This is a genomic window from Rhodococcus sp. T9N (assembly GCF_024436645.1).
GTDB classification, from domain to species: domain Bacteria; phylum Actinomycetota; class Actinomycetes; order Mycobacteriales; family Mycobacteriaceae; genus Rhodococcus_F; species Rhodococcus_F qingshengii.
Map to the genome: position 1 here is coordinate 13,524 of NZ_JAMSKS010000035.1, position 18,219 is coordinate 31,742.

The 18,219-nt window shown below is 59.7% G+C and carries 16 protein-coding genes and 1 pseudogene; 14 read left to right on the forward strand and 3 right to left on the reverse strand.

Going from position 1 to position 18,219, the window contains the following annotated elements:
* Positions 1-233: 233 nt before the first annotated feature.
* Entirely contained in the window at positions 234-926 is a 693-nt protein-coding gene (locus tag M1L53_RS31735) for a hypothetical protein (RefSeq protein WP_218680289.1), read from the reverse strand.
* 919 nt (positions 927-1,845) lie between these two features.
* Between M1L53_RS31735 and M1L53_RS31740 the strand changes: the two genes are divergently transcribed.
* The 14 genes from M1L53_RS31740 to M1L53_RS31805 all read left to right on the forward strand — a co-directional run bounded on the left by M1L53_RS31740 (position 1,846) and on the right by M1L53_RS31805 (position 15,809).
* Positions 1,846-2,346, forward strand: coding sequence for a hypothetical protein (locus tag M1L53_RS31740; RefSeq protein WP_135000656.1), 501 nt, complete (start codon positions 1,846-1,848; stop codon positions 2,344-2,346).
* A gap of 5 nt (positions 2,347-2,351) precedes the next feature.
* Positions 2,352-3,059, forward strand: coding sequence for an SAF domain-containing protein (locus M1L53_RS31745; protein ID WP_218680291.1), 708 nt, complete (start codon positions 2,352-2,354; stop codon positions 3,057-3,059).
* 490 nt (positions 3,060-3,549) lie between these two features.
* Positions 3,550-3,900, forward strand: a complete 351-nt coding sequence (locus M1L53_RS31750; RefSeq protein ID WP_144245828.1) for a hypothetical protein — start codon at positions 3,550-3,552, stop codon at positions 3,898-3,900.
* On the forward strand, positions 3,897-5,588 hold the full coding sequence (locus tag M1L53_RS31755) for a CpaF family protein (RefSeq protein ID WP_219468990.1): 1,692 nt from the start codon (positions 3,897-3,899) through the stop codon (positions 5,586-5,588). Before M1L53_RS31750 ends, M1L53_RS31755 begins: the two co-directional genes overlap by 4 nt.
* Positions 5,588-6,475 carry a type II secretion system F family protein gene (locus M1L53_RS31760; RefSeq protein WP_011133360.1) on the forward strand — a complete coding sequence of 296 codons (888 nt, stop codon included), beginning with the start codon at positions 5,588-5,590 and terminating at the stop codon, positions 6,473-6,475. The genes M1L53_RS31755 and M1L53_RS31760 overlap by 1 nt, the downstream gene beginning before the upstream one ends.
* On the forward strand, positions 6,472-7,374 hold the full coding sequence (locus M1L53_RS31765) for a type II secretion system F family protein (RefSeq protein ID WP_230793569.1): 903 nt from the start codon (positions 6,472-6,474) through the stop codon (positions 7,372-7,374). Before M1L53_RS31760 ends, M1L53_RS31765 begins: the two co-directional genes overlap by 4 nt.
* 227 nt (positions 7,375-7,601) lie before the next feature.
* The gene (locus M1L53_RS31770; RefSeq protein ID WP_054186639.1) at positions 7,602-7,835 is read left to right on the forward strand and encodes a hypothetical protein; all 234 of its coding nucleotides are present in this window, start codon (positions 7,602-7,604) and stop codon (positions 7,833-7,835) included.
* A 107-nt stretch (positions 7,836-7,942) separates the two neighbouring features.
* On the forward strand, positions 7,943-8,089 hold the full coding sequence (locus tag M1L53_RS31775; RefSeq protein ID WP_156525103.1) for a hypothetical protein: 147 nt from the start codon (positions 7,943-7,945) through the stop codon (positions 8,087-8,089).
* Positions 8,090-8,114: 25 nt separating this feature from the next.
* Positions 8,115-8,540: a TadE family protein gene (locus tag M1L53_RS31780; RefSeq protein ID WP_046380341.1), complete on the forward strand. Its 426-nt coding sequence runs from the start codon at positions 8,115-8,117 to the stop codon at positions 8,538-8,540.
* Between the two features lie 394 nt (positions 8,541-8,934).
* Complete coding sequence (locus M1L53_RS31785) at positions 8,935-9,390, forward strand: TadE/TadG family type IV pilus assembly protein (RefSeq protein WP_225989395.1); 456 nt, start codon at positions 8,935-8,937, stop codon at positions 9,388-9,390.
* Positions 9,387-9,842 carry a pilus assembly protein TadG-related protein gene (locus tag M1L53_RS31790; RefSeq protein WP_011133365.1) on the forward strand — a complete coding sequence of 152 codons (456 nt, stop codon included), beginning with the start codon at positions 9,387-9,389 and terminating at the stop codon, positions 9,840-9,842. Before M1L53_RS31785 ends, M1L53_RS31790 begins: the two co-directional genes overlap by 4 nt.
* 94 nt (positions 9,843-9,936) lie before the next feature.
* Entirely contained in the window at positions 9,937-14,067 is a 4,131-nt protein-coding gene (locus tag M1L53_RS31795; RefSeq protein WP_261949444.1) for a LysM peptidoglycan-binding domain-containing protein, read from the forward strand.
* Positions 14,068-14,185: 118 nt separating this feature from the next.
* On the forward strand, positions 14,186-14,809 hold the full coding sequence (locus M1L53_RS31800) for a hypothetical protein (protein WP_230793572.1): 624 nt from the start codon (positions 14,186-14,188) through the stop codon (positions 14,807-14,809).
* Between the two features lie 490 nt (positions 14,810-15,299).
* Complete coding sequence (locus tag M1L53_RS31805) at positions 15,300-15,809, forward strand: hypothetical protein (protein ID WP_230793574.1); 510 nt, start codon at positions 15,300-15,302, stop codon at positions 15,807-15,809.
* 110 nt (positions 15,810-15,919) lie between these two features.
* Here M1L53_RS31805 and M1L53_RS31810 read toward each other — a convergent pair whose 3' ends face one another.
* Both M1L53_RS31810 and M1L53_RS34950 read right to left on the reverse strand, forming a co-directional pair.
* The gene (locus tag M1L53_RS31810; protein WP_261949445.1) at positions 15,920-16,249 is read right to left on the reverse strand and encodes an endonuclease domain-containing protein; all 330 of its coding nucleotides are present in this window, start codon (positions 16,247-16,249) and stop codon (positions 15,920-15,922) included.
* Between the two features lie 147 nt (positions 16,250-16,396).
* Positions 16,397-18,199 (reverse strand): annotated as a pseudogene (locus M1L53_RS34950) (zinc-ribbon domain-containing protein); the annotation flags it as partial.
* Positions 18,200-18,219 lie beyond the last annotated feature (20 nt).

The window sequence follows — 18,219 nt, forward strand, 5'->3', positions numbered from 1 at the left end:
AGAAGCTGCAACAGAACGCGTGACGGACGCCGTGCCGGAATCGGGAGCGGATACTGCGGGAGAAAGATCCGAAGACGTCACAGCCGTAGTCAGGCCGAATTCCACCCAAATCGGCCCCATATCTGGCAGACAGGCCGCCGTCGTCCAACGCGGGCACGATTTCGCCCCTTCCCTGAACAACGGAATTGGTGCCATAAACGGCGGTATAAAGCCGTTTGACAGGCAGTTTTGTCCTAGATGCTCAATGGGGAGAACTGCTGGCGTGGTGTGCGACGCGGATCTCCGGCTGGACCGCGCTCGTGCCTCTGACTGTTGATCCGATTGCTGAGTCCGACCTCGGTCGTCGTATGCAACGCGTGAAGCAGATCTGATGTGTGGACGTGCGGCTGTAGCTCGACGACAAGGTCGACGAGTGTGTCCTCAAGGAGCTCTTCAGCAGCTCGATAGAGCTTCCACAGCTGGGATAGTTCCCACGCGAGAAGTAGGGGGCTCGCGAAGAAGAATCCAGCACACATCTTCCGGATCCTGCGCACTTGAGGATTACTGAATTGGCCTGCAATACGAGGGTCGCCCCAACGTGCAAAGTACGAGCTGGTGGAGCAGTCCACAGCGCTTAGATCTAGCAGTGCGGCGATGCCTTCCCAATCGCTCGTTCCCAAGCCGTTTCTTGCCTCCTGGAGGGCAAGGCCGAGAGCCCGCTGACACGTCGTTGTGTACTCGGAAAGGGTGAGGCGATATACCTCAAGTTCACGCAGATCGGCCACCGTTCGGAAGTCTTGACGTCCTCCGGTGAATTCGGTCGCAACCAGCAGGGCTTCGGTGCCGTCCCAGCGGAACTTGGATTGCTTGTATACCTGCCGATGCCATGCCAGATCATCGATCCAGTGCGCAGGTTCCATGCGCGTCGAACCTAGCGGCAGGGGCATGCCGTCAATGATCGCAGCATTATGGGCCTCTGTCACGAGGAGTGTGGGTGGGGAGGAGTCGGCTATGGGTGACCGGTCGACACACAGTCAATCGACTGTCGGTGGCCGACAAGATGGATTGCAGAAGGCAACCGGCGAGGGAGTGAAAGTGAGATGTCGCTCAGATGAGGCCAATGTGGTCGAGTAGTAGTGGGCATCTGGTGAATAGATGGTGGGCACTTGGTGGCTCTGTGGCGAGCCTCCCGTTTGCAGCGATATGAGACGCATATGGGGCACCCGGCGGCCTCATGGGGCCTCATGAGGCCGAGTGGGGGCAAGAGGCGGGCGTGAATGGCAGGGTCGTCGTTTCGCTGGCACGAGAGCAGTCGCCTTCTTGACTGCGGCTGTAGGAGAACCCGATGCCGACCGAATAGGGACCGAAGTCCCTTCTGGGTGAATTCGTATGCGGTTATAGAACTTTCAACAACATTCCGTGGAGCCGGGTCGCGTCTATGTCGCGATATTGAGGGCTCAAAGTTCGGCGAGAGGGGTTCGTGCAGGGTCAAATCGCAGTAGTTGTGACGGACATTACACAGGTAACAAAACCCCGTCCTACCACCGACTTGCCAGCAGTTTGTGTTCTGCTACGAACCGCGCGGTTTATTATCACTGTCGGATAACCGCAGGTCAGATTAGTGTCCTTGCGAAGGTTTACCCGCTTTGCGCCATTTTCCTGTGTTCGGTGGGTGACTGACGTGTTCGTGATGTAACTGCCCGCCGCTATACCTAGTCGTGCGGCACAAGGTCGGAGCCGCGCGACACACGGCCGAAGCGATAGGCGGATAAAGATGATTGTGCGATCAGGATGTGTTCACGCGCCTCAGGGGCAGCCTGAGCGTCTTTCATTGCCCGCCCAGGGAATCAGTCGAGGGGGAGTGCGATGAGCGCTCCACGGGCAACTGAGCAGACACTCGCCCAGGGCGTCTCTATGGTGCGACGCCGGCACGAATCTCTCGAAGCAGATTTCGCAGCACCAGCGAGCGCTACTGATCCGGCGCCCGAGGACGACGATCTCGTCGATCCTGTCGTTTCGTCGAATGTCCATCTGCCCACTGCAATTGCGACGCAGCTAGCAGAAGCACGAACCGTACGTCGTCTGACCAACGGCGAGTTCATCATCGCAGCGATCGAAGCGACCCACGACCGGCTCAACGACTTCATCCACCCGGGGGGTGTAGTGGGTGGCCGACTTTTCAAGGCCAGGGGAGTGGGATCGACATCGCCGTCCAAAGTTCCGACGACGCCTGTTGCCTACTCCCTTCGCGCTTCCGACTTCGAAGTGCTCGATGAGCTGAAGAAGGATTTTGCCGCTCGATCCAGAAGCCAACTCATCACTGCGGCACTCACAGCGCACTTCCAGCTTGAGAACGAAAAGGACTGAAACCCATGGTTTTCGAAAAAATCCGCACCACAGCAAAGTCCAAAGCCATCGGGGAAGAGGTTGATCCGGACAACCCGACTGTTCGACGGACTTCCGACTTCACCGCGACTTCGAGGACCAAAGTTCGTCGCCGACCGGTATTCCTCGCGGCCGGGATCGCACTGGTAGTCGTGTTCGTCATCGGCGCTGTAGCTCTGGTTAACGGAATGCGTCAAGTGACGAATGTGCTGGTGGTGTCACAGGACATCGCACAAGGGCAACAGATCACCTCACAAGATCTCACGACCAAACAAGTCAACGCCGATGCTGGAATCGCCTCCGTCGCAGTAGAAGACAAAGCCACCGTGGTCGGACAGGTTGCAGCCGTGCCAATTCCGAGCGGAACCGTTCTTAACCCCAACGCGGTCACTTCTGCCGTTATCCCCACCAAAGGCCTGACATTGGTCGGTGTCACCGTCAGCTACGCGAAACTGCCCGCTGAGCCGCTCCGCGCCGGCGACATGGTGCGCATCGTCGACACACCCCGCGACCAAGATGACTCCCCAGTCCAGGGCCCCATCACCAGCAAAGCGCAGGTTGTTTCCACCACTCTCATCGAGGCGACACAGGAAACCACTGTGGACGTGCTGGTGCAGGCGGACGAGGCGTCATGGGTATCAGCTCGCGCAGCGACACGACGTGTCGCGATCGTGCTCGACACCAGAGAGAAGTAGTCAGATGTTCGTCGTACTCGCCTCGGCAACCGGGGCTCCCGGTGTCTCGACGACTGCTCTTGGGCTCGCTCTTAGCTGCGAAAACAGCGGCGTACTTTACGTCGAAGCGGATCCCGTCGGCGGATCACCGCTCCACAGTGGATATTTCAAAGGAGCTATGCGCCGAGGACCCCGCTCCCTGATCAACCTCGTGGAGCCTGCGCGCCATGGAAAGATTGGCGAATCGTTCAGTGCCCAGTCGCTGAACATCCCAGAAACCAATGTGTGGGCCGTACCGGGTCTACGTACCGCGTCTCAAGCTGATTCCATGGCAACTACCTGGGGACCTCTCGGTGCTCACCTTCGTGCAATCGACAGGCGCGGCGCCACAGTAGTTGTCGATGGCGGACGTCTCGGGCATCGATCAGGACCGCACGATTTGATAACACAATCCGATCTGATTCTTGTGGTAACTCGTACGAGTCCAACGGCTTTGGGATCACTCAAAGGCGTGCTCGATCAGCTGCGTGCGCAGCTGCGCGCCGTCCGGTCGCCGGCTGCTATCGGGCTGGTGGTGATCGAAGACAAGTACTACAGCGCTTCGGAAATCGGCAAGGCGCTTGGCGTCGACGTCGCCTTTACTCTGCCTGATTCGCCCAAACACGCGAAAATCTTCTCGGAGGGGCACGAGCTCACAAAGTTTCAGCGAACCCAGTCCCGTTATCTCCGGAACCTCGAAAGCGCGTGGCCAAAGATGCAGGCCTACATCGAAGAACACCGTCCCGAATGGGTGAATCCTTCCCGGCATCAGCCTCTTCCCGGCAGTCAGCCTGCTCCCGCATCCATTGGAGATCCCTCATGACCGATCGGAACGAACAGGACCCTGCACGTATACCGCTGTGGCTAGTCCTCAACGAGGTCGACGAATCCGATGCCTTGGCTATCGACCATCAAAGCGCGTCGGACGTGCGTGGCGTGGACAGCGGTGAGTCCCACCATCTGGACTCAACTGGCGCGCTTCACACGCAGCATCGAAGTAACAGCGCGGCCGCCAGCCTCCTCAGCGCAGCAGGGCATGGCAATGCCGTACCCACGGCAACAATGTCCGAGCCGGCATGGACGCCGCCTCCTGCCGCTAGCGAGATCGTCAAATCTATCGACTCCGCAGGTAGCGCGGTTGCGTACCGACGCCTCGTACGCAAGCTCGTAGACGAAGCCTCGCAGGAACTCAGTCAGGTCGTCGCTGCCCGCAAGCACGACGTCGAGTCAGACGAGACCGCCGATACCCTCCTGCCCTATACGCAGGAAGAAGAGCAACACAAGGGTCGGGAGATCATCGCCGACAAGGTCAAGCGGCACATCACGTTCGGAATCGAAAGCGGATCCGGGGCGATCGATGCCGGCGCTGAGAAGCAGCTCGCGCAAGACGTCTACAACACGATCTTCGGTCTGGGTCCGTTGCAAGTCCTCGTCGACGACCCGACGATCGAAAATATCCTTCTGACCGGCACGAGGGTCGTGGTCATGTATCCGGATGGGCGGCTTCAGAAGCGTCCAAAGATTTTCGATTCCGACGAGGAACTCATCGACTGGTTGATCAACCTCGGACAGCGATCTGAGGGCGGCGGACGCACCTTCGCCGTCAACAACCCGCATTTGAGATTGAACCTCCCAGGCAATATTCGCCTCTCCGCGATGGCGTGGACAGTCCCCGAACCACACGTGGCGATCCGCCTGCACCGCCTCAAGGACATCACTCTCGACACTCTCGTCGGATACAAAGTGATGCCAGACCTCCTCGCGAACCTGTTGGCAGCGATGGTCATCGGCGGTGCATCGATCGTGACTTCAGGTCCCATGGGCTCCGGAAAGACAACCCTCACCAGAGCGCTCGCGAACGCCTTGCCGCTCGAAACCCGTATCGGCACAGCCGAAACCGAACGAGAGCTCTTCCTCCACGAGATGCCCGGACGAGAAGACTTCATCGTGCCGGCCGAGGTGATCACAGGTGGCGGTGAACGCGACTCTACGACCAACGAATTCAAGGGCGCCACCGACCTGTCCGCCATCCTCTATGCCTTCGTGCGCATGCAACTCGAACGAGTCATCGTCGGCGAGGTCGCCGGCAAGGAGATCATCGCCATGTTCAAAGCGATGCAGATGGCGAAAGGCTCGCTGTCCACCACACACGCTGACGATGCTAAGGGTGCGATCAACCGATTGGTTACCGTCGCACTCGAAGCCGGTGTGACCGAGCGCTACGCCATTCGCCAGGTGGCTGCCCATATCAACCTGATCGTCCAGCTCGACACTGCCTATTCCACCAACGACGCCGGCGAGCGCGTGCACACCCGCTACATCAGCGAAATCATCTGGATTGAGCCAGGTGAGGACGGAATGCCCGCGGTCTCGACAATCTACGAAGGAATCCCTGGCGGCACAGGCGAATACGGGACATTGCCGCCGAAACTTCGCCGCAAAGTCATCGAGGGCGGATTCCCTGAACAGAGCATCCCGCGCCACTCACTCAGATTCGAGGAAGGGTACTGATGTACACATTGCTCGCAATCCTTCTCGTTCTGGTCCTCCTCGGAGGAATCGCGCTCATCTACAACGGATGGAAAGACAGGAGGGACCCCACCGCCCCACAGCGACATCGCCGATCCCCGATAAAGATCAGCAGGAGAAACAAGATCCTGCTCGTCGCCGGGGTACTCGTCGGCGGTTTGACCTGGATGGTCAGTGGTTGGTTCATCGCGCTGCCGCTCGGACCCGTGATCTTCGTGGGCCTGCCGTTCCTACTCGGGAAACCAGCCGCCGAAGGGGAAATCGCGCGCCTGAATGCAATGGAAGAGTGGGTGCGCAACCTGAGCGGTGTGCTGGCCGTGGGAACTGGAATAGAACAGGCGATCATCGCGACGCACAAGGCGATGCCCGAAGCGCTCACCACCGAAATCAGTCGACTCATCCAACGCCTACGCACCAACACCCCGATCATCGACGCGCTTCGCGGTTTCGCTGACGATCTGGACGACGCCACAGGAGACCTGATCGTCGGATCACTCATTCAAAGCGCCGCCATCCGAGGATCCGGTCTGACGGCAGTGCTCGATCGACTCTCGAGGTCGGTGGCCGAAGATGTCCGGAACAGACGAGCCGTCGAAGCAGCACGAAAAGGCAGTCGGACTACTGCTCGGTGGGTCACCATCATCACCATCGGATTCACCGTCGGCCTGTTCCTTTTCACCGACTACATGACTTTCTACAAAACTCCTGCGGGACAGCTCATTTTCCTCGTTCAAATCGCAGGTTTCATCGCGTGCCTGTTGTGGATGAAGAAGCTCATCCAACCGCCGAAACTGTCGAGATTCCTCGGAACAACCCGGCAGAACTCGAGCGCGAAAAGTGAGAGCTTCATCGAAGGAGTCCTGTCATGACGTTCCAAATTCAAGCGGCCCTGCTGGCGATCGTTCTTTGCGTCGGACTGATCTGCCTTTTTCTCCGATTCGCCCCGGCGCAGGCGTCGCTCTCCGATGTCCTCGACAACCTTGGCGCGCACCGATCGAACGAGGCCCCCGACGAAGCCTTCGACGACGACTCCATCCGTGGGAAGGTCGGAACGCGACTTTTGCCGTACACCACAGACTCCACGATCCTCAGAATCCCGCGATCGGATCTGGCGATACTCAAGATCGGGATTCCGTACTTCCTCGGCGACAAGGTCCTCTCTGCGCTCGTCGGATTGTTGTTCTTCCCTGCACTGAACCTGATGCTCACAGCCCTCGGACACGGGCTTCCCTGGGGAATTCCGACAATCCTTTCGATCGCCGTCGCCGGAGTTCTCTTCATCACCCCCGATATCGATGTCCGCAAAAAGGCATCCGCCGCCCGCGAGGAGTTCAGCCGCTCTCTCGGCGCCTACATCGAGTTCGTGGCACTCAACCGCACAGGAGGCGTCGGTGCTGTGCAGAGCCTCGAACGTGCAGCTGCCGTTGGAGATTCCTGGGTCTTCCGACGGCTCGACGAAGAGCTCATGCGGGCTCAACGTTCTGGTCAGGCTCCGTGGGATACCCTCACCCGCATTTCCGGGGAACTCGAATTGCCCGACCTCGCCGACCTTGCGGACATCATGACTCTGACAGGCGAACAGGGAGCGTCAGTCGCAGTCACACTCAGCGCCCGAGCATCTGCGCTTCGCAACGCTCAACTCTCCGATGAACTCGGCAAGGCCGGATCGGCAACGGAGAAGATCCAAGCACCGCTTGCCGTCCTCGGAATCATTTTCATGGCAATGCTATTTATCCCTGCTCTGTCCAACATTGTTCTCGGTTCATAGCCATGGCAAATCTTCAATTACCTACTGAAGGCCGTAACCGCGACCAGAACGCAAACGCTCCACCAGCACATACCCACTCTACGAGCAGTACCTGCCATCACCCCCGAGATAACCTGCAAACGCCAAGTTTCTGTCCTTCTGAAAAAAGTTTTACTCGGACGGTCACAGCGGCACACGAACCGCACCTCTTCTCCAGTAGAGGGCAAAAACAAACAGGAGGACCAAAAATGATCACCAATTTCGCCCACCGTGCTCAGCGCGCAACCACCGTCACAACACTTGCCGGCATCGCGATGATCACAGGCTTCCTCGATCGAGCAGGTGGAACCGCCAAACGACGTTCGGATCGTGGTGGAACGCTCGAACAGGTCATCATCTGGGCTGGCGTCGCGGCCCTCGCAATCGCGGCAATCGCTTACATCGGTCCCGTTGTCATGCGCTACCTCAACCAAATTCAGTAAACGAGGCGTACAGGGGTGGATCGTCGACAGCCTCCTGACATGACGATCCACCCCTTGACAACGAAACTCGAATCTCCTGATCAGGCGATATAGAAGGGCGCGCTGCGATGACTCTCACTAACCGCCACCGGCACAACGACGGAGGCAACATCCTTCGCTTCTGGATCGTCTCCGCCGCAGTATGTCTCTTTGCCCTATTCGTCTTGATACAACTCGGCCCGACGGTGCAGAAATACCTCGCGACCATCGTCTGACAACGCACCACAGAAGGAGGGAACTATGCAGCCATCCACGGCAACACCACTCGCGCGCTTGCGATCTCAGCTCAGCAGCGACCGTGGTGGCGTTCTTGAAACTGTCATCATCTGGCCGGTCGTGCTCCTCCTGTTCTTCGGTGCCGTCCAAGGAGCCCTCTATTTTCATGCGCGCAACGTCGCGATGAAAGCTGGTGAGGAAGGTCTTCGCCAAGCGCGATCCCAGTTCGGCACATCGGCGGCCGGCACAGCGGCCGCGTACGGATTCATCACGCAGACAGGAGCGACGGTACTTCGTGGTCCTGCCGTCTCCGTGACACGCAACCAGCGCGAGGCCACCATCCGAATTGTCGGACAGCCGATTTCACTCATCCCATTCCTGAACCTGACCGTCAACATCGATCAGAGCGCTCCGGTCGAACGCGTTACCAACCCGGGAGACCCCTGGTGAGCGGCCACCGTCCGGAAACAGACCGGGCAACGGGATCCATCAGGCCCCGTGGAGGAGAGGTCACCGCAATGACGGACTCAGAGCGATCCGGGAACGGAAAGACGACCGACGACCGAAGTCACCTGAACCTTATAGAAGCAACCGTTGTGGTCCTGTTTGCCATAGCCGGCACGGCTGCCTTCTACTTCTTCATCCAAGACCCAACGATCATTTTGCAATTCGGAAGCCCGTTGATCCCATGAACACGACATTTCCGACGAGCGGAGAAACCTATGACGAGAACACGCAGAAGCCGGCTCCTCACGGCCGCGGCCCTCGCGCTCTTTCTCCTAGTCCTTGGGGTAACGACCGGATTCGACCCCGACATCCTCTTCCTCTACCGACCCATACCGTATTGAGCGCACTGACCAACCTGCGCAGACGAATACACGCCAACGACCGCGGCGCCGAAACCCTCGAGCTCGTCATCATGACGCCCGTAGTCCTGCTGCTGATCGCGGTCATCATCGTTGGCGGGATGGTCACCATGGCCCACCAAAAAGTGGAACACGCCGCAGCCGAAGCATCTCGATCAGCTTCCCTCGCCAGGACCATCTCTCAAGCTTCTACCAGTGCGAAGGAAGCGGCGACCTCAGATCTCGCGGCGAAGGGACTCGACTGCGTCAACCTCTCGATCAGCACAGACACCAGCGGATTTCGTACCCGCCCCGGCGTGACAGCGACAGTGCGAACCACCGTGACGTGCGACGTCTCTCTCGACTCCCTCGGTCTCTTCGGGATCAGTGGAGTACGCACCATCCAGCACACAAGCTCCTCGCCGATTGACACCTACCGAGAGAGAGTCCGATGAACAACCTCATCGCGAAGCTCCGCAAGCCGGAAGACGATCGAGGATCGATCGTGCTCTGGACAGTGATTATTGCCTTCGGGCTGCTGCTTTGCCTCGGCCTCGTCGTAGACGGAGGTGGAAAACTCCATGCCAAACAACAAGCCCAGCTGGTAGCAGAAGAAGCCGCACGCGCTGCTGGCCAAGCTGTCATCACCCCCCTCGCCGCCCGCGGTACGGCTGTGGTCGTCAACCCTGCAACTGCCATGATCGAAGCGCAAAAGTACTTGGCCGCAACCGACATCAAGGGTGTAGTCGTCCCAACCGGGCCCAACACCCTCCTGATCACCACAACAGCTCACTACACGCCGAAAGTCCTCGGGCTCATAGGTATAGGCGAACAAACGGTCGTCGGAACAGCGCACGTGAACCTCAACCGCACCAACACGGGCGCCGGAGCGATCGGCGCCCCATGAGCGAACTCGGGATCCGGACCCACAACACCGCTCATCAGAGCCTCGAAGGCGCAACTTCTTCAATTATTTTCCGTACGAGCGAGAGGACCCCGACGTGAATGTCGCCGCAGCCCGCCTCAAAGGCCTGCTCTACCTCATCACCCTCCTCGCGCTCACTGCCGGAATCCCGTTCGCGCTCTACACATTCGCCGGAAACCCCCTCGCCGGCGTTACCAGCCTGACCTTCGACGCAATCAAAGAAGCACTCACCACCCAAGACGACGGAACGCTCTTCCTCTCTGCACTGACAATCATCGGTTGGATCGCCTGGGCCACCTTCGCCTACTCGATCATCATCGAACTCGCTGCAGCGCTTCGCGGTGTCAAAGTCAGACGCATCAAAGGACTTCAATTCCAACAGCACTCGGCAGCGATACTCGTCAGTGGCGCACTCCTACTGATCACCGCTGGCACAGCAACAGCCACCCCCGCGGCCGACATCCTTGGCCCCAACCACGCTTCACCGACCTCGATCAGCGCACCCGCGTTCTTCAACGACGCTCAAACCCAGTCCCCGCAACAGAGCGCCCCTTCCTGGACGAAAACCCCAGCGCAGACACCAGCCGGGACAACCATCGTCACTGAATCCGGCGACACACTATGGGGCCTCGCCGAGCGTCATCTCGGAGACGGAACACGCTATCCGGAAATACAGTCACTCAACCAGAACGCAATCCCAGACGAAGCCTGGATCGACGCAGGCATCACACTGACATTGCCCGCCACCCCCGAGAAGCAACTCGACGGCGCCTACACGGTCAAGGCAGGGGACACACTGTGGGACCTCGCCGAAACGTATCTGGGTGACGGCTCCCGCTACCCCCAAATTCACGGCGCCACCGGACCACTGACCACCGACGTGATCCAAATCGGCCAACAGCTCTTTCTGACGCCCGCCGCCACCGGCGCAGAAGTAGCTCCACCCGCACCATCGCCAAACTCTGCTGCAGAGACGCCACCGGCGGAATCGTCCGCACCCGCTCCAGAGATTGCACCCGAACTTGTCCCTGAGCCCGCACCACAACCAGCACCCGAGTTGGTGCCGGACGTCGCGGTGTCTCCCACTGCCGCGGCTCCGGAGGCTCCGACTGCGGCAGCTCCGGAAACTCCGGAGGTGCCCGTTTCGTCTGCTCCGTCCGAGGTAGCGGGGGAGCAGTCGCCGTTGGTGGTTCCGGATGTTCCGGAGTTGCAGGAGCTGGTGCCCGGTGGCGATGAGATGGCTCAGGCTGAAGCGCGCGCTGCGGAGGAAGCTGCCGCGCGGATCTTCGGTATCGAGATCCCCGGTGCTCCCGCTGCAGAGGCGGCGGAGCCTTCGGTGGCTGAAGCGCCGGCGACAGAGCCCGCCCCCCAACCTGCTCCGCCGGTATCTGTTGACGTACCCGCCCCCAGCGAGGCTCCTGCTGCCGCGGCTCCGGAGGCTCCGACTGCGGCAGCTCCGGAAACTCCGGAGGTGCCCGTTTCGTCTGCTCCGTCCGAGGTAGCGGGGGAGCAGTCGCCGTTGGTGGTTCCGGATGTTCCGGAGTTGCAGGAGCTGGTGCCCGGTGGCGATGAGATGGCTCAGGCTGAAGCGCGCGCTGCGGAGGAAGCTGCCGCGCGGATCTTCGGTATCGAGATCCCCGGTGCTCCCGCTGCAGAGGCGGCGGAGCCTTCGGTGGCTGAAGCGCCGGCGACAGAGCCCGCCCCCCAACCTGCTCCGCCGGTATCTGTTGACGTACCCGCCCCCAGCGAGGCTCCTGCTGCCGCCCCAGCGCCAGCACCGGCCATCGACGAGAACTCAGCCCCCGCCTCGGCCCCCACCGCTCCTGGTGCCCCCGACTCAACCATTTCTCAATCCGAGCAGTTCAACACACCGGAAATCGCACCAGAACTCACGCCAGAACCAACACCAGAGACCGGCGCACAACAGGCCACACCCGCAGACACCCAAGCCCCTGAAACGCTCGTCCCTCTGAATACCACCGCCGCACAACTGCCGGAAAACGCGGCAGCAACCACAGCCCTCACCTCGACCGACGACGCCCAGGACAGCAAAACCGTCATGGGACTGTCCGCACTCGCCGGCATCGCTCTTCTCGCCGGCGTTGGGCTCTTCCGTCGACGCCAGCAGAATCGCAGGCGCCGTGGTGAACGCATTCCAATGCCCAAGGAGTCGACAGCACTTGTCGAGCAGCAGATTCGTGAGATCGCGGACCCTTCCCTCCTCGACCTCCTCGACAACGCACTCCGCGACGTCGCTGACATCTGCCGTACCAACTCCATCCCGCTACCCGCACTTCTCGGCGTCTTCCTTCACGACCGCAGCATCGAACTCGCGCTTCTCGACGACATCGAACTACCCGCTCCATGGCAACGCGACCGCGAGACGTCAGCGTGGACCATCACCGCGGATGACGAACTCGACCCCCCGCTGACCACCGTCAGCCCCTACCCGGCGCTTGTGGAAATCGGCGAGATTGAGAGCGGATCCCGACTACTCCTGAACCTCGAACAGCTTTCCCATCTCGGAATCGCGGCCCCCACCGCCGAGGCACGCGACATCGTCCGAGCGCTCGCAGTGTTCCTCGCTTTCTCACCGCTCGGAGACAACCTCAAACTCACCCTTGTTGGCACGGGCGAAGCCCTCGCACGCCCGAATACCGACGGTTCAGCACTAATCGAATACGCTCCAACCCCCGACGCAGTCCTCGAACGACTTGCTCGTCACACACGATCCGACGCACAAGCTCTCTCGGACAACGGAATCGACGACATCGCTCAAGCCCGAATCGAATACACCGACAGCGCCATCACCAATCCCGAAATCATCCTGCTGTCCGAGCCCCTGACACCCGCACAACGCGAAATCTTCGACAACATCCTCGCCAACGCACCACGAGTCGCGTTCGCCGCGGTCACCGCTGCAGACGACCCCACAGCAGACTGGACACTGACCACCGGAGTCGACGGGTCAGCCACACTGCGCCGCCCTGGCAGACCTGCGTTTGACCTCACGCCCGCACGCATCTCCGAAGCAGAATTCGACGCAATCATCGACGTCCTCGAAACAGCAGACGCCGACCCCATCGCCGACGCAGCTTCCCAGAACGACCCATGGACAGCGGAAGCCTTCGACGACCGCATCGCAGAAGCAACATCGGTCGACGACCTCCTACCCCACCAGGCACCGACTGTCCACATCCTCGCAACAGAACCGAACTTCGACACCGCAACAACCGAATTCGACGACGAAGCCGACACCGAAACCCTCACCTACCTCGACCCCGCCGACGAATCATCGATCAACAACACACCAGACACCGCAGAAAACACGCCACCCTTCGCGATGGCAATCGCGCCGACACCAGAAAACGCACTCTCCGTCGACGAACACATCTGGATCCACGTCCTCGGGACCCCACGCGTGACAGCACTCAACGAAGGATCCGACGTCGGCCGACGACCTCACCTCACCGAACTCGCAGCCCTCATCGCCACCCACCCACACCCCGGAATCCGCGGACCCCAAGTCGACGAAAAGATCTGGCCCAAGCAGACATACGCAGACCTCAGCTTCTCCGAACAAACCACAAAACGCACCGCCCGCCGAAACACCGCCTTCACCAGACTCCGCAACTTCCTCGGCGAAACCGCCACCGGAGACCTCGCATTCCCCAAGGTCTTCGACAACACCGGCAACACCCCATACCGCCTCGACGACACCGTCCACACTGACTGGGACATCTGGAACAACCTCATCGGAGGACACCCCGCCACCGCCGACCACAACGAACTGACCACAGCCGTCGCCCTCGTGGAAGGCGCACCATTCACCACGAAAAAAGCGCCCGCACGATACGGCTGGGCAGAAGAACTACGCCAGAACATGATCTCCGAACTCACCGACGCCATCGAAGAACTCTCAGCACGGCACCTACAAGAAGGCGACACGCGCACCGCCCTTGAACTCGCTCAAAAAGGTCTCGAGGTCGACGAATACCACGAAGGGCTCTGGCGACTCGCGATCATCGCAACCCACGGCAGCGACGACATCACAGCCACACAAGGCCTCATCGACACACTGCTCACCAGACTCGCAGAACTCGACGTCGACCCCAACGAGCAGACAGCTGAACTACTCCAAATACTCGACGACTTCCACGACACAACCGGTGAGCGCCCCTACCGAATCACCCAGAGAGCATCCTGATGCGAACCAACAGACCCAGAGAGCCCAACAACTGGACATGCGAAAGTGTGACGTCCAGCCGATACGCTCCGAACAACACCGATAGGGCTCCCGAACCGGCAGCCCCGAAGGGGGAACCATGACACACAACATCTTCCGCAAGACGGCAGCTTTGTCGTTTGGACTCGTCACAGCCTCGGCCATTGTTGCCGCATGCGGAACGGACGGCGACACTTACGATCCCGCTCCTACGTCAACACAAAAGCCGGTCCTGACGGGTCCGGAGGGATCGCTCAAGTCACCAGAACAACAGGCAACAGAAGCCGCAACCGCGAAGATCAACGAGTTTTACGCAGTTCTCGCAAGCATCCAAAATGATCCAGCGGTTGATATCAATAAATTGGATGGTGTCGCGGTCGACCCGGTGTTGTCGGGGATCAAGGGGGACATCACGACACAGCGATCGAAGGGAGTCGTCGGTTCGGGTGCGATCACAGTCCTAGATACTTCGGTGACGAAGCAGGAAGCACCAAAGGACGCAGATGGGAACCCCATTGCTGGCGAGGCTTTCGTGGAGATGCGGACATGCGTAGATATCTCCGCACTGAGTTCGACTTTGCCTGACGGAACGAGCGCGCTAAGTCCGAATCGCGCTCCGGAGCTCGCGAAGTTTACTGTCAGAAACTCAGCATGGCCAGACGCGAGTGGCTGGCGAATTGCAAGCCAACCAACGAAGCCAGGTACATCCTGTGACTCGCCATAACTTCACCAAACACTCCACGAATCCAGAACTTTCAGCCGAATTAGGAGGTGTTCAGTTGAGCATGTCAAGAGCTTTCCGTCGCTCCTCAGCGGCGATGTTCAGTAGCGTTGTTTGCATGAGCATGATGCTCGTAACTCAGTCATCGGCCTACGCGGCTCCAGGTGATTCGTGGGGCGGTGGTGCAGTCGGAGGCAATACGGTCACCGCAGGTGGCGGCTACATTTCCGTCCCCTCCGGAGGAGGTGCTTCAGGCGCGGCCCCGGGGATGCAAACAGGTGGTGGCGGAGCGGGTGGAGCAGGAGCTGCCGGCGGCGGTAGCGGAGCGGGCGGCGGTGGTGCAGGAGCGAGTGGCGGCGGTGCCGCTCCCGCAAATAGCGGCCCTCCGGTTCTGCAACGCAACAGTTGCAGCAACCTCCGAAACAACTGTGCCCCAGCGCCTGCTGCACCAGGAATTGATGTCCCGCCCACCCCGGTATCCCTAGCGGAGGTGATGAACATTGTTTCATCTGCGGTCTCAGCATTGCAGGTTGAGCCGATCGACATCGGAATCACGCCCGAGCCAACAAACACCGGAGAAAAAGTCGGTTTGGTCGGTTTCAATAGCTGGTTGTGGGTGAACAACCCTTCCGAGCGGACAACCGGGCCAATTAACCGTACGGTTACTACAGGAGTTGTCACCGTCAACCTGAATGCGGTGAACACAGGACTTGCAGTCAATTACGGAGATGGGTTACCGACTATCCCGCCGGTGTGCCCGGTCAATTCAATTCCGTATACCGATGTGGCGATGGATCTGCCGAGTCCGACCTGTAATCACTTCTTAGGCAAGTCGTCTCAGGGACAGCCCGGTGGGGTTTTCCGCCCGTCGGTCAGCTCGATTTGGGTAGTGTCGTGGTCGGCGATTACCCCTACGGCGAGCTTCGGCGGAACTATTCCGATCACTCCGACCGCTACCACTGAGGTTCGGGTCGGAGAAATGCAGGTGTTGGTCACAAAGTGACAGGTTCGAACTGAGTCTCCGCGAGCAAGGCTTCAAAGCTCCCTGAACAAACCCGATGGGTTCGTTCAGGGAGCTTCCTTTTGTGCGGAAGAAGCACCGCCGCAGGGGAATTACTTGTCGGACAACGCGCTGTGCGCGTCGTCGATTTCCTTGAAAGCAGTCGGAATGAGGGATCGGAGCAGGACGCAGATCCGTTCGGCGACGACGTGAGCAGGCTCGTTGGGTCCACACTCGATGAATGGGACATCAAGCAGCGGAAGCCTTTCCTGTCGGGAACCGCGTTCGCGGATTCGCACAACGGTCCAGCCCAGATCTTCGAGCAGGCGGCATTTTCTCGTGTCGCTGACGAACTTTACTTTGTGCCAGTACCAGCCGTCGTACTCGATGACGATGCCCAGTTCGGTTGCGACAAAGTCGATGGGTATCGGGCAGTCTTCCACGCGACGTGGTCCGTCGTAGTCGTAGACCTTAAGTAGTGCGGCGATCTGTGTGCAGACCTCGCGTTCGCGTCGGGAGGTTCCTGCGTTGCATCGGGGGCATCCAGCTCCTCCGTAAGCGCGGTTGGAGATTGTCGCTTTCCATGCGTGGTTCTTGTCGCATGTCCACCACGCTTTCGTTCCGCTTCCTGCTGAATATTCCGTTGGGGGAGCGGTGTTTCGGGTGGGGTGCCATTCCGCTGCGAGAACCGGTCGTGTTGTTGTGAGGTCGTTGAAACCGGCAAGAACTTTGTAGCCGGAGCAGATCGGGCATGAGCTCCCCGAGCTACGCCACTGAACAACTGCTTTCCACTGATGTTGGTGGGCGGTGCATATCCATAAGGCTTCGTGGTCGCTTCCGAATGTTACGGACTCTGGTGATCGGGTGTTGTCGGGGTGCCATTCGGGAATCAGGTGTGGGTGGGTGGTTGCGAGGTCGTTGAATCCCTGAAGTACTCGACGATTCGAGCAGTACGGGCAGTCTTGACCGCTCGATCGTGACTCCACGGGGGCTTGCCATTCGTGGCCTTCGTTGCATTGCCACCAGATCTTCTTTTTGCTTCCGATCGTTACTTCTGTCGGTTTTACGGTGTTTCGGGTTGGATGCCACTGGCTGGAAAGCTGTGGCATCACTGTTGCGAGGTCGTTGTATCCAGTGAGCACTGTTCGGTTAGTGCAGATGGGGCATCCGTAGCCGCCGCTGCTGCGATTGATGATTGTTGATTGCCATTCATGGCCGGAACTGCAGGCCCACCAAACCTTTTTGTTGCTGCCGGATGTGAAGTCGGTTGGGGTGAGAGAGTTTCGGGTGGAATGCCATTCTCGTGCGAGGTCGGGCCGTGTTGTTTGGAGGTCGTTGTAGCCAGGGAGTACGGCTTTTCCTGCGCAGAAGGGGCAACCTGTGCCCTTCTTTGTCCGACTGTTGACGGCCGCGCGCCATTCGTGTCCGATTTCGCACTGCCACCAGGCTTGCTGCGGGGTCCCGTTGCCGACTTGCGAGGGGGTTGTGGTGTTTTTCGTAGGGTGCCATTGGGACGCGATCAGCGGGCTTCGTGCGGCTAGGTCGTTGAAGCCGGCGAGCACTTGCCATCCGCCACAAACGGGGCACTTAGATCCCCTGCTGCGTCGCTCGACCGTTGCCTTCCACTCGTGTCCGAGTTTGCACCGCCACCAGGCGACCTTGTTGCTACCTGTTCCTACTTTGGTGGGGGCGGTGTCGTTGAGGGTTGGGTGCCACTGGGCTGCGAGGAGGGGGTCTTGAGAGGCTAGGTCGTTGATCCCTACCTGAATGACTTTGTTGGTGCATACAGGGCACCCAGTCCCTCCTGATCTGCTGGAGATAGCTGCTTCCCAGGAATGCGATCGCTCGCACAGCCACCACACTTTCTTGTGGCTGCTGCGCGTGACCTCTTCGGGCCCGAGTGAATTGCGACTGGAATCCCATTGCGCAACGAGCTCAGGGGTAACTGTCGCGAGGTCATTGACACCGGGGATGAGTCGGCGTCCGCTGCAGAACGGGCACCGTGTCCCTCCGGACGTGCGGTTTGAGATGGCAGCTTCCCACTCGTGGCCCTTCGTGCACATCCACCACGCCTTCTTCGATGAGAAGGCCGAGACTTCAGACGGTTCGTTCGAGTTCTTGTTGGGATGCCACTGAGCCGCAATGTCCGGATTTTTCGTCGCTAAATCTGTTTCACCGGGTACCGCCCGTGATCCCGCACAGAATGGGCACCCGGTTCCACCCCTGCTGGTTCGGGTCGCGATCTTGCGTTGGAAAGAGTGGTTGCGCGCGCACAGCCACCACGCTCGAAACTGACTGTTTACATTGAACTCTGAGGCGCGGCGCTCATTGCGTTCGGTATCCCATTGCGCGGCGATCGGGAGTGTCCGATTAACGGTGGATCCGACCTTGATGTCGGTTAGTTACCGTTCAG

Bases quoted from the DNA above. Each gene is read 5' to 3' on its own strand.
- M1L53_RS31735 (WP_218680289.1), bottom strand. From the start codon at position 926: ATGCCCCTGCCGCTAGGTTCGACGCGCATGGAACCTGCGCACTGGATC.
- M1L53_RS31740 (WP_135000656.1), top strand. From the start codon at position 1,846: ATGAGCGCTCCACGGGCAACTGAGCAGACACTCGCCCAGGGCGTCTCT.
- M1L53_RS31745 (WP_218680291.1), top strand. From the start codon at position 2,352: ATGGTTTTCGAAAAAATCCGCACCACAGCAAAGTCCAAAGCCATCGGG.
- M1L53_RS31755 (WP_219468990.1), top strand. From the start codon at position 3,897: ATGACCGATCGGAACGAACAGGACCCTGCACGTATACCGCTGTGGCTA.
- M1L53_RS31760 (WP_011133360.1), top strand. From the start codon at position 5,588: ATGTACACATTGCTCGCAATCCTTCTCGTTCTGGTCCTCCTCGGAGGA.
- M1L53_RS31765 (WP_230793569.1), top strand. From the start codon at position 6,472: ATGACGTTCCAAATTCAAGCGGCCCTGCTGGCGATCGTTCTTTGCGTC.
- M1L53_RS31770 (WP_054186639.1), top strand. From the start codon at position 7,602: ATGATCACCAATTTCGCCCACCGTGCTCAGCGCGCAACCACCGTCACA.
- M1L53_RS31775 (WP_156525103.1), top strand. From the start codon at position 7,943: ATGACTCTCACTAACCGCCACCGGCACAACGACGGAGGCAACATCCTT.
- M1L53_RS31780 (WP_046380341.1), top strand. From the start codon at position 8,115: ATGCAGCCATCCACGGCAACACCACTCGCGCGCTTGCGATCTCAGCTC.
- M1L53_RS31790 (WP_011133365.1), top strand. From the start codon at position 9,387: ATGAACAACCTCATCGCGAAGCTCCGCAAGCCGGAAGACGATCGAGGA.
- M1L53_RS31800 (WP_230793572.1), top strand. From the start codon at position 14,186: ATGACACACAACATCTTCCGCAAGACGGCAGCTTTGTCGTTTGGACTC.
- M1L53_RS31805 (WP_230793574.1), top strand. From the start codon at position 15,300: ATGAACATTGTTTCATCTGCGGTCTCAGCATTGCAGGTTGAGCCGATC.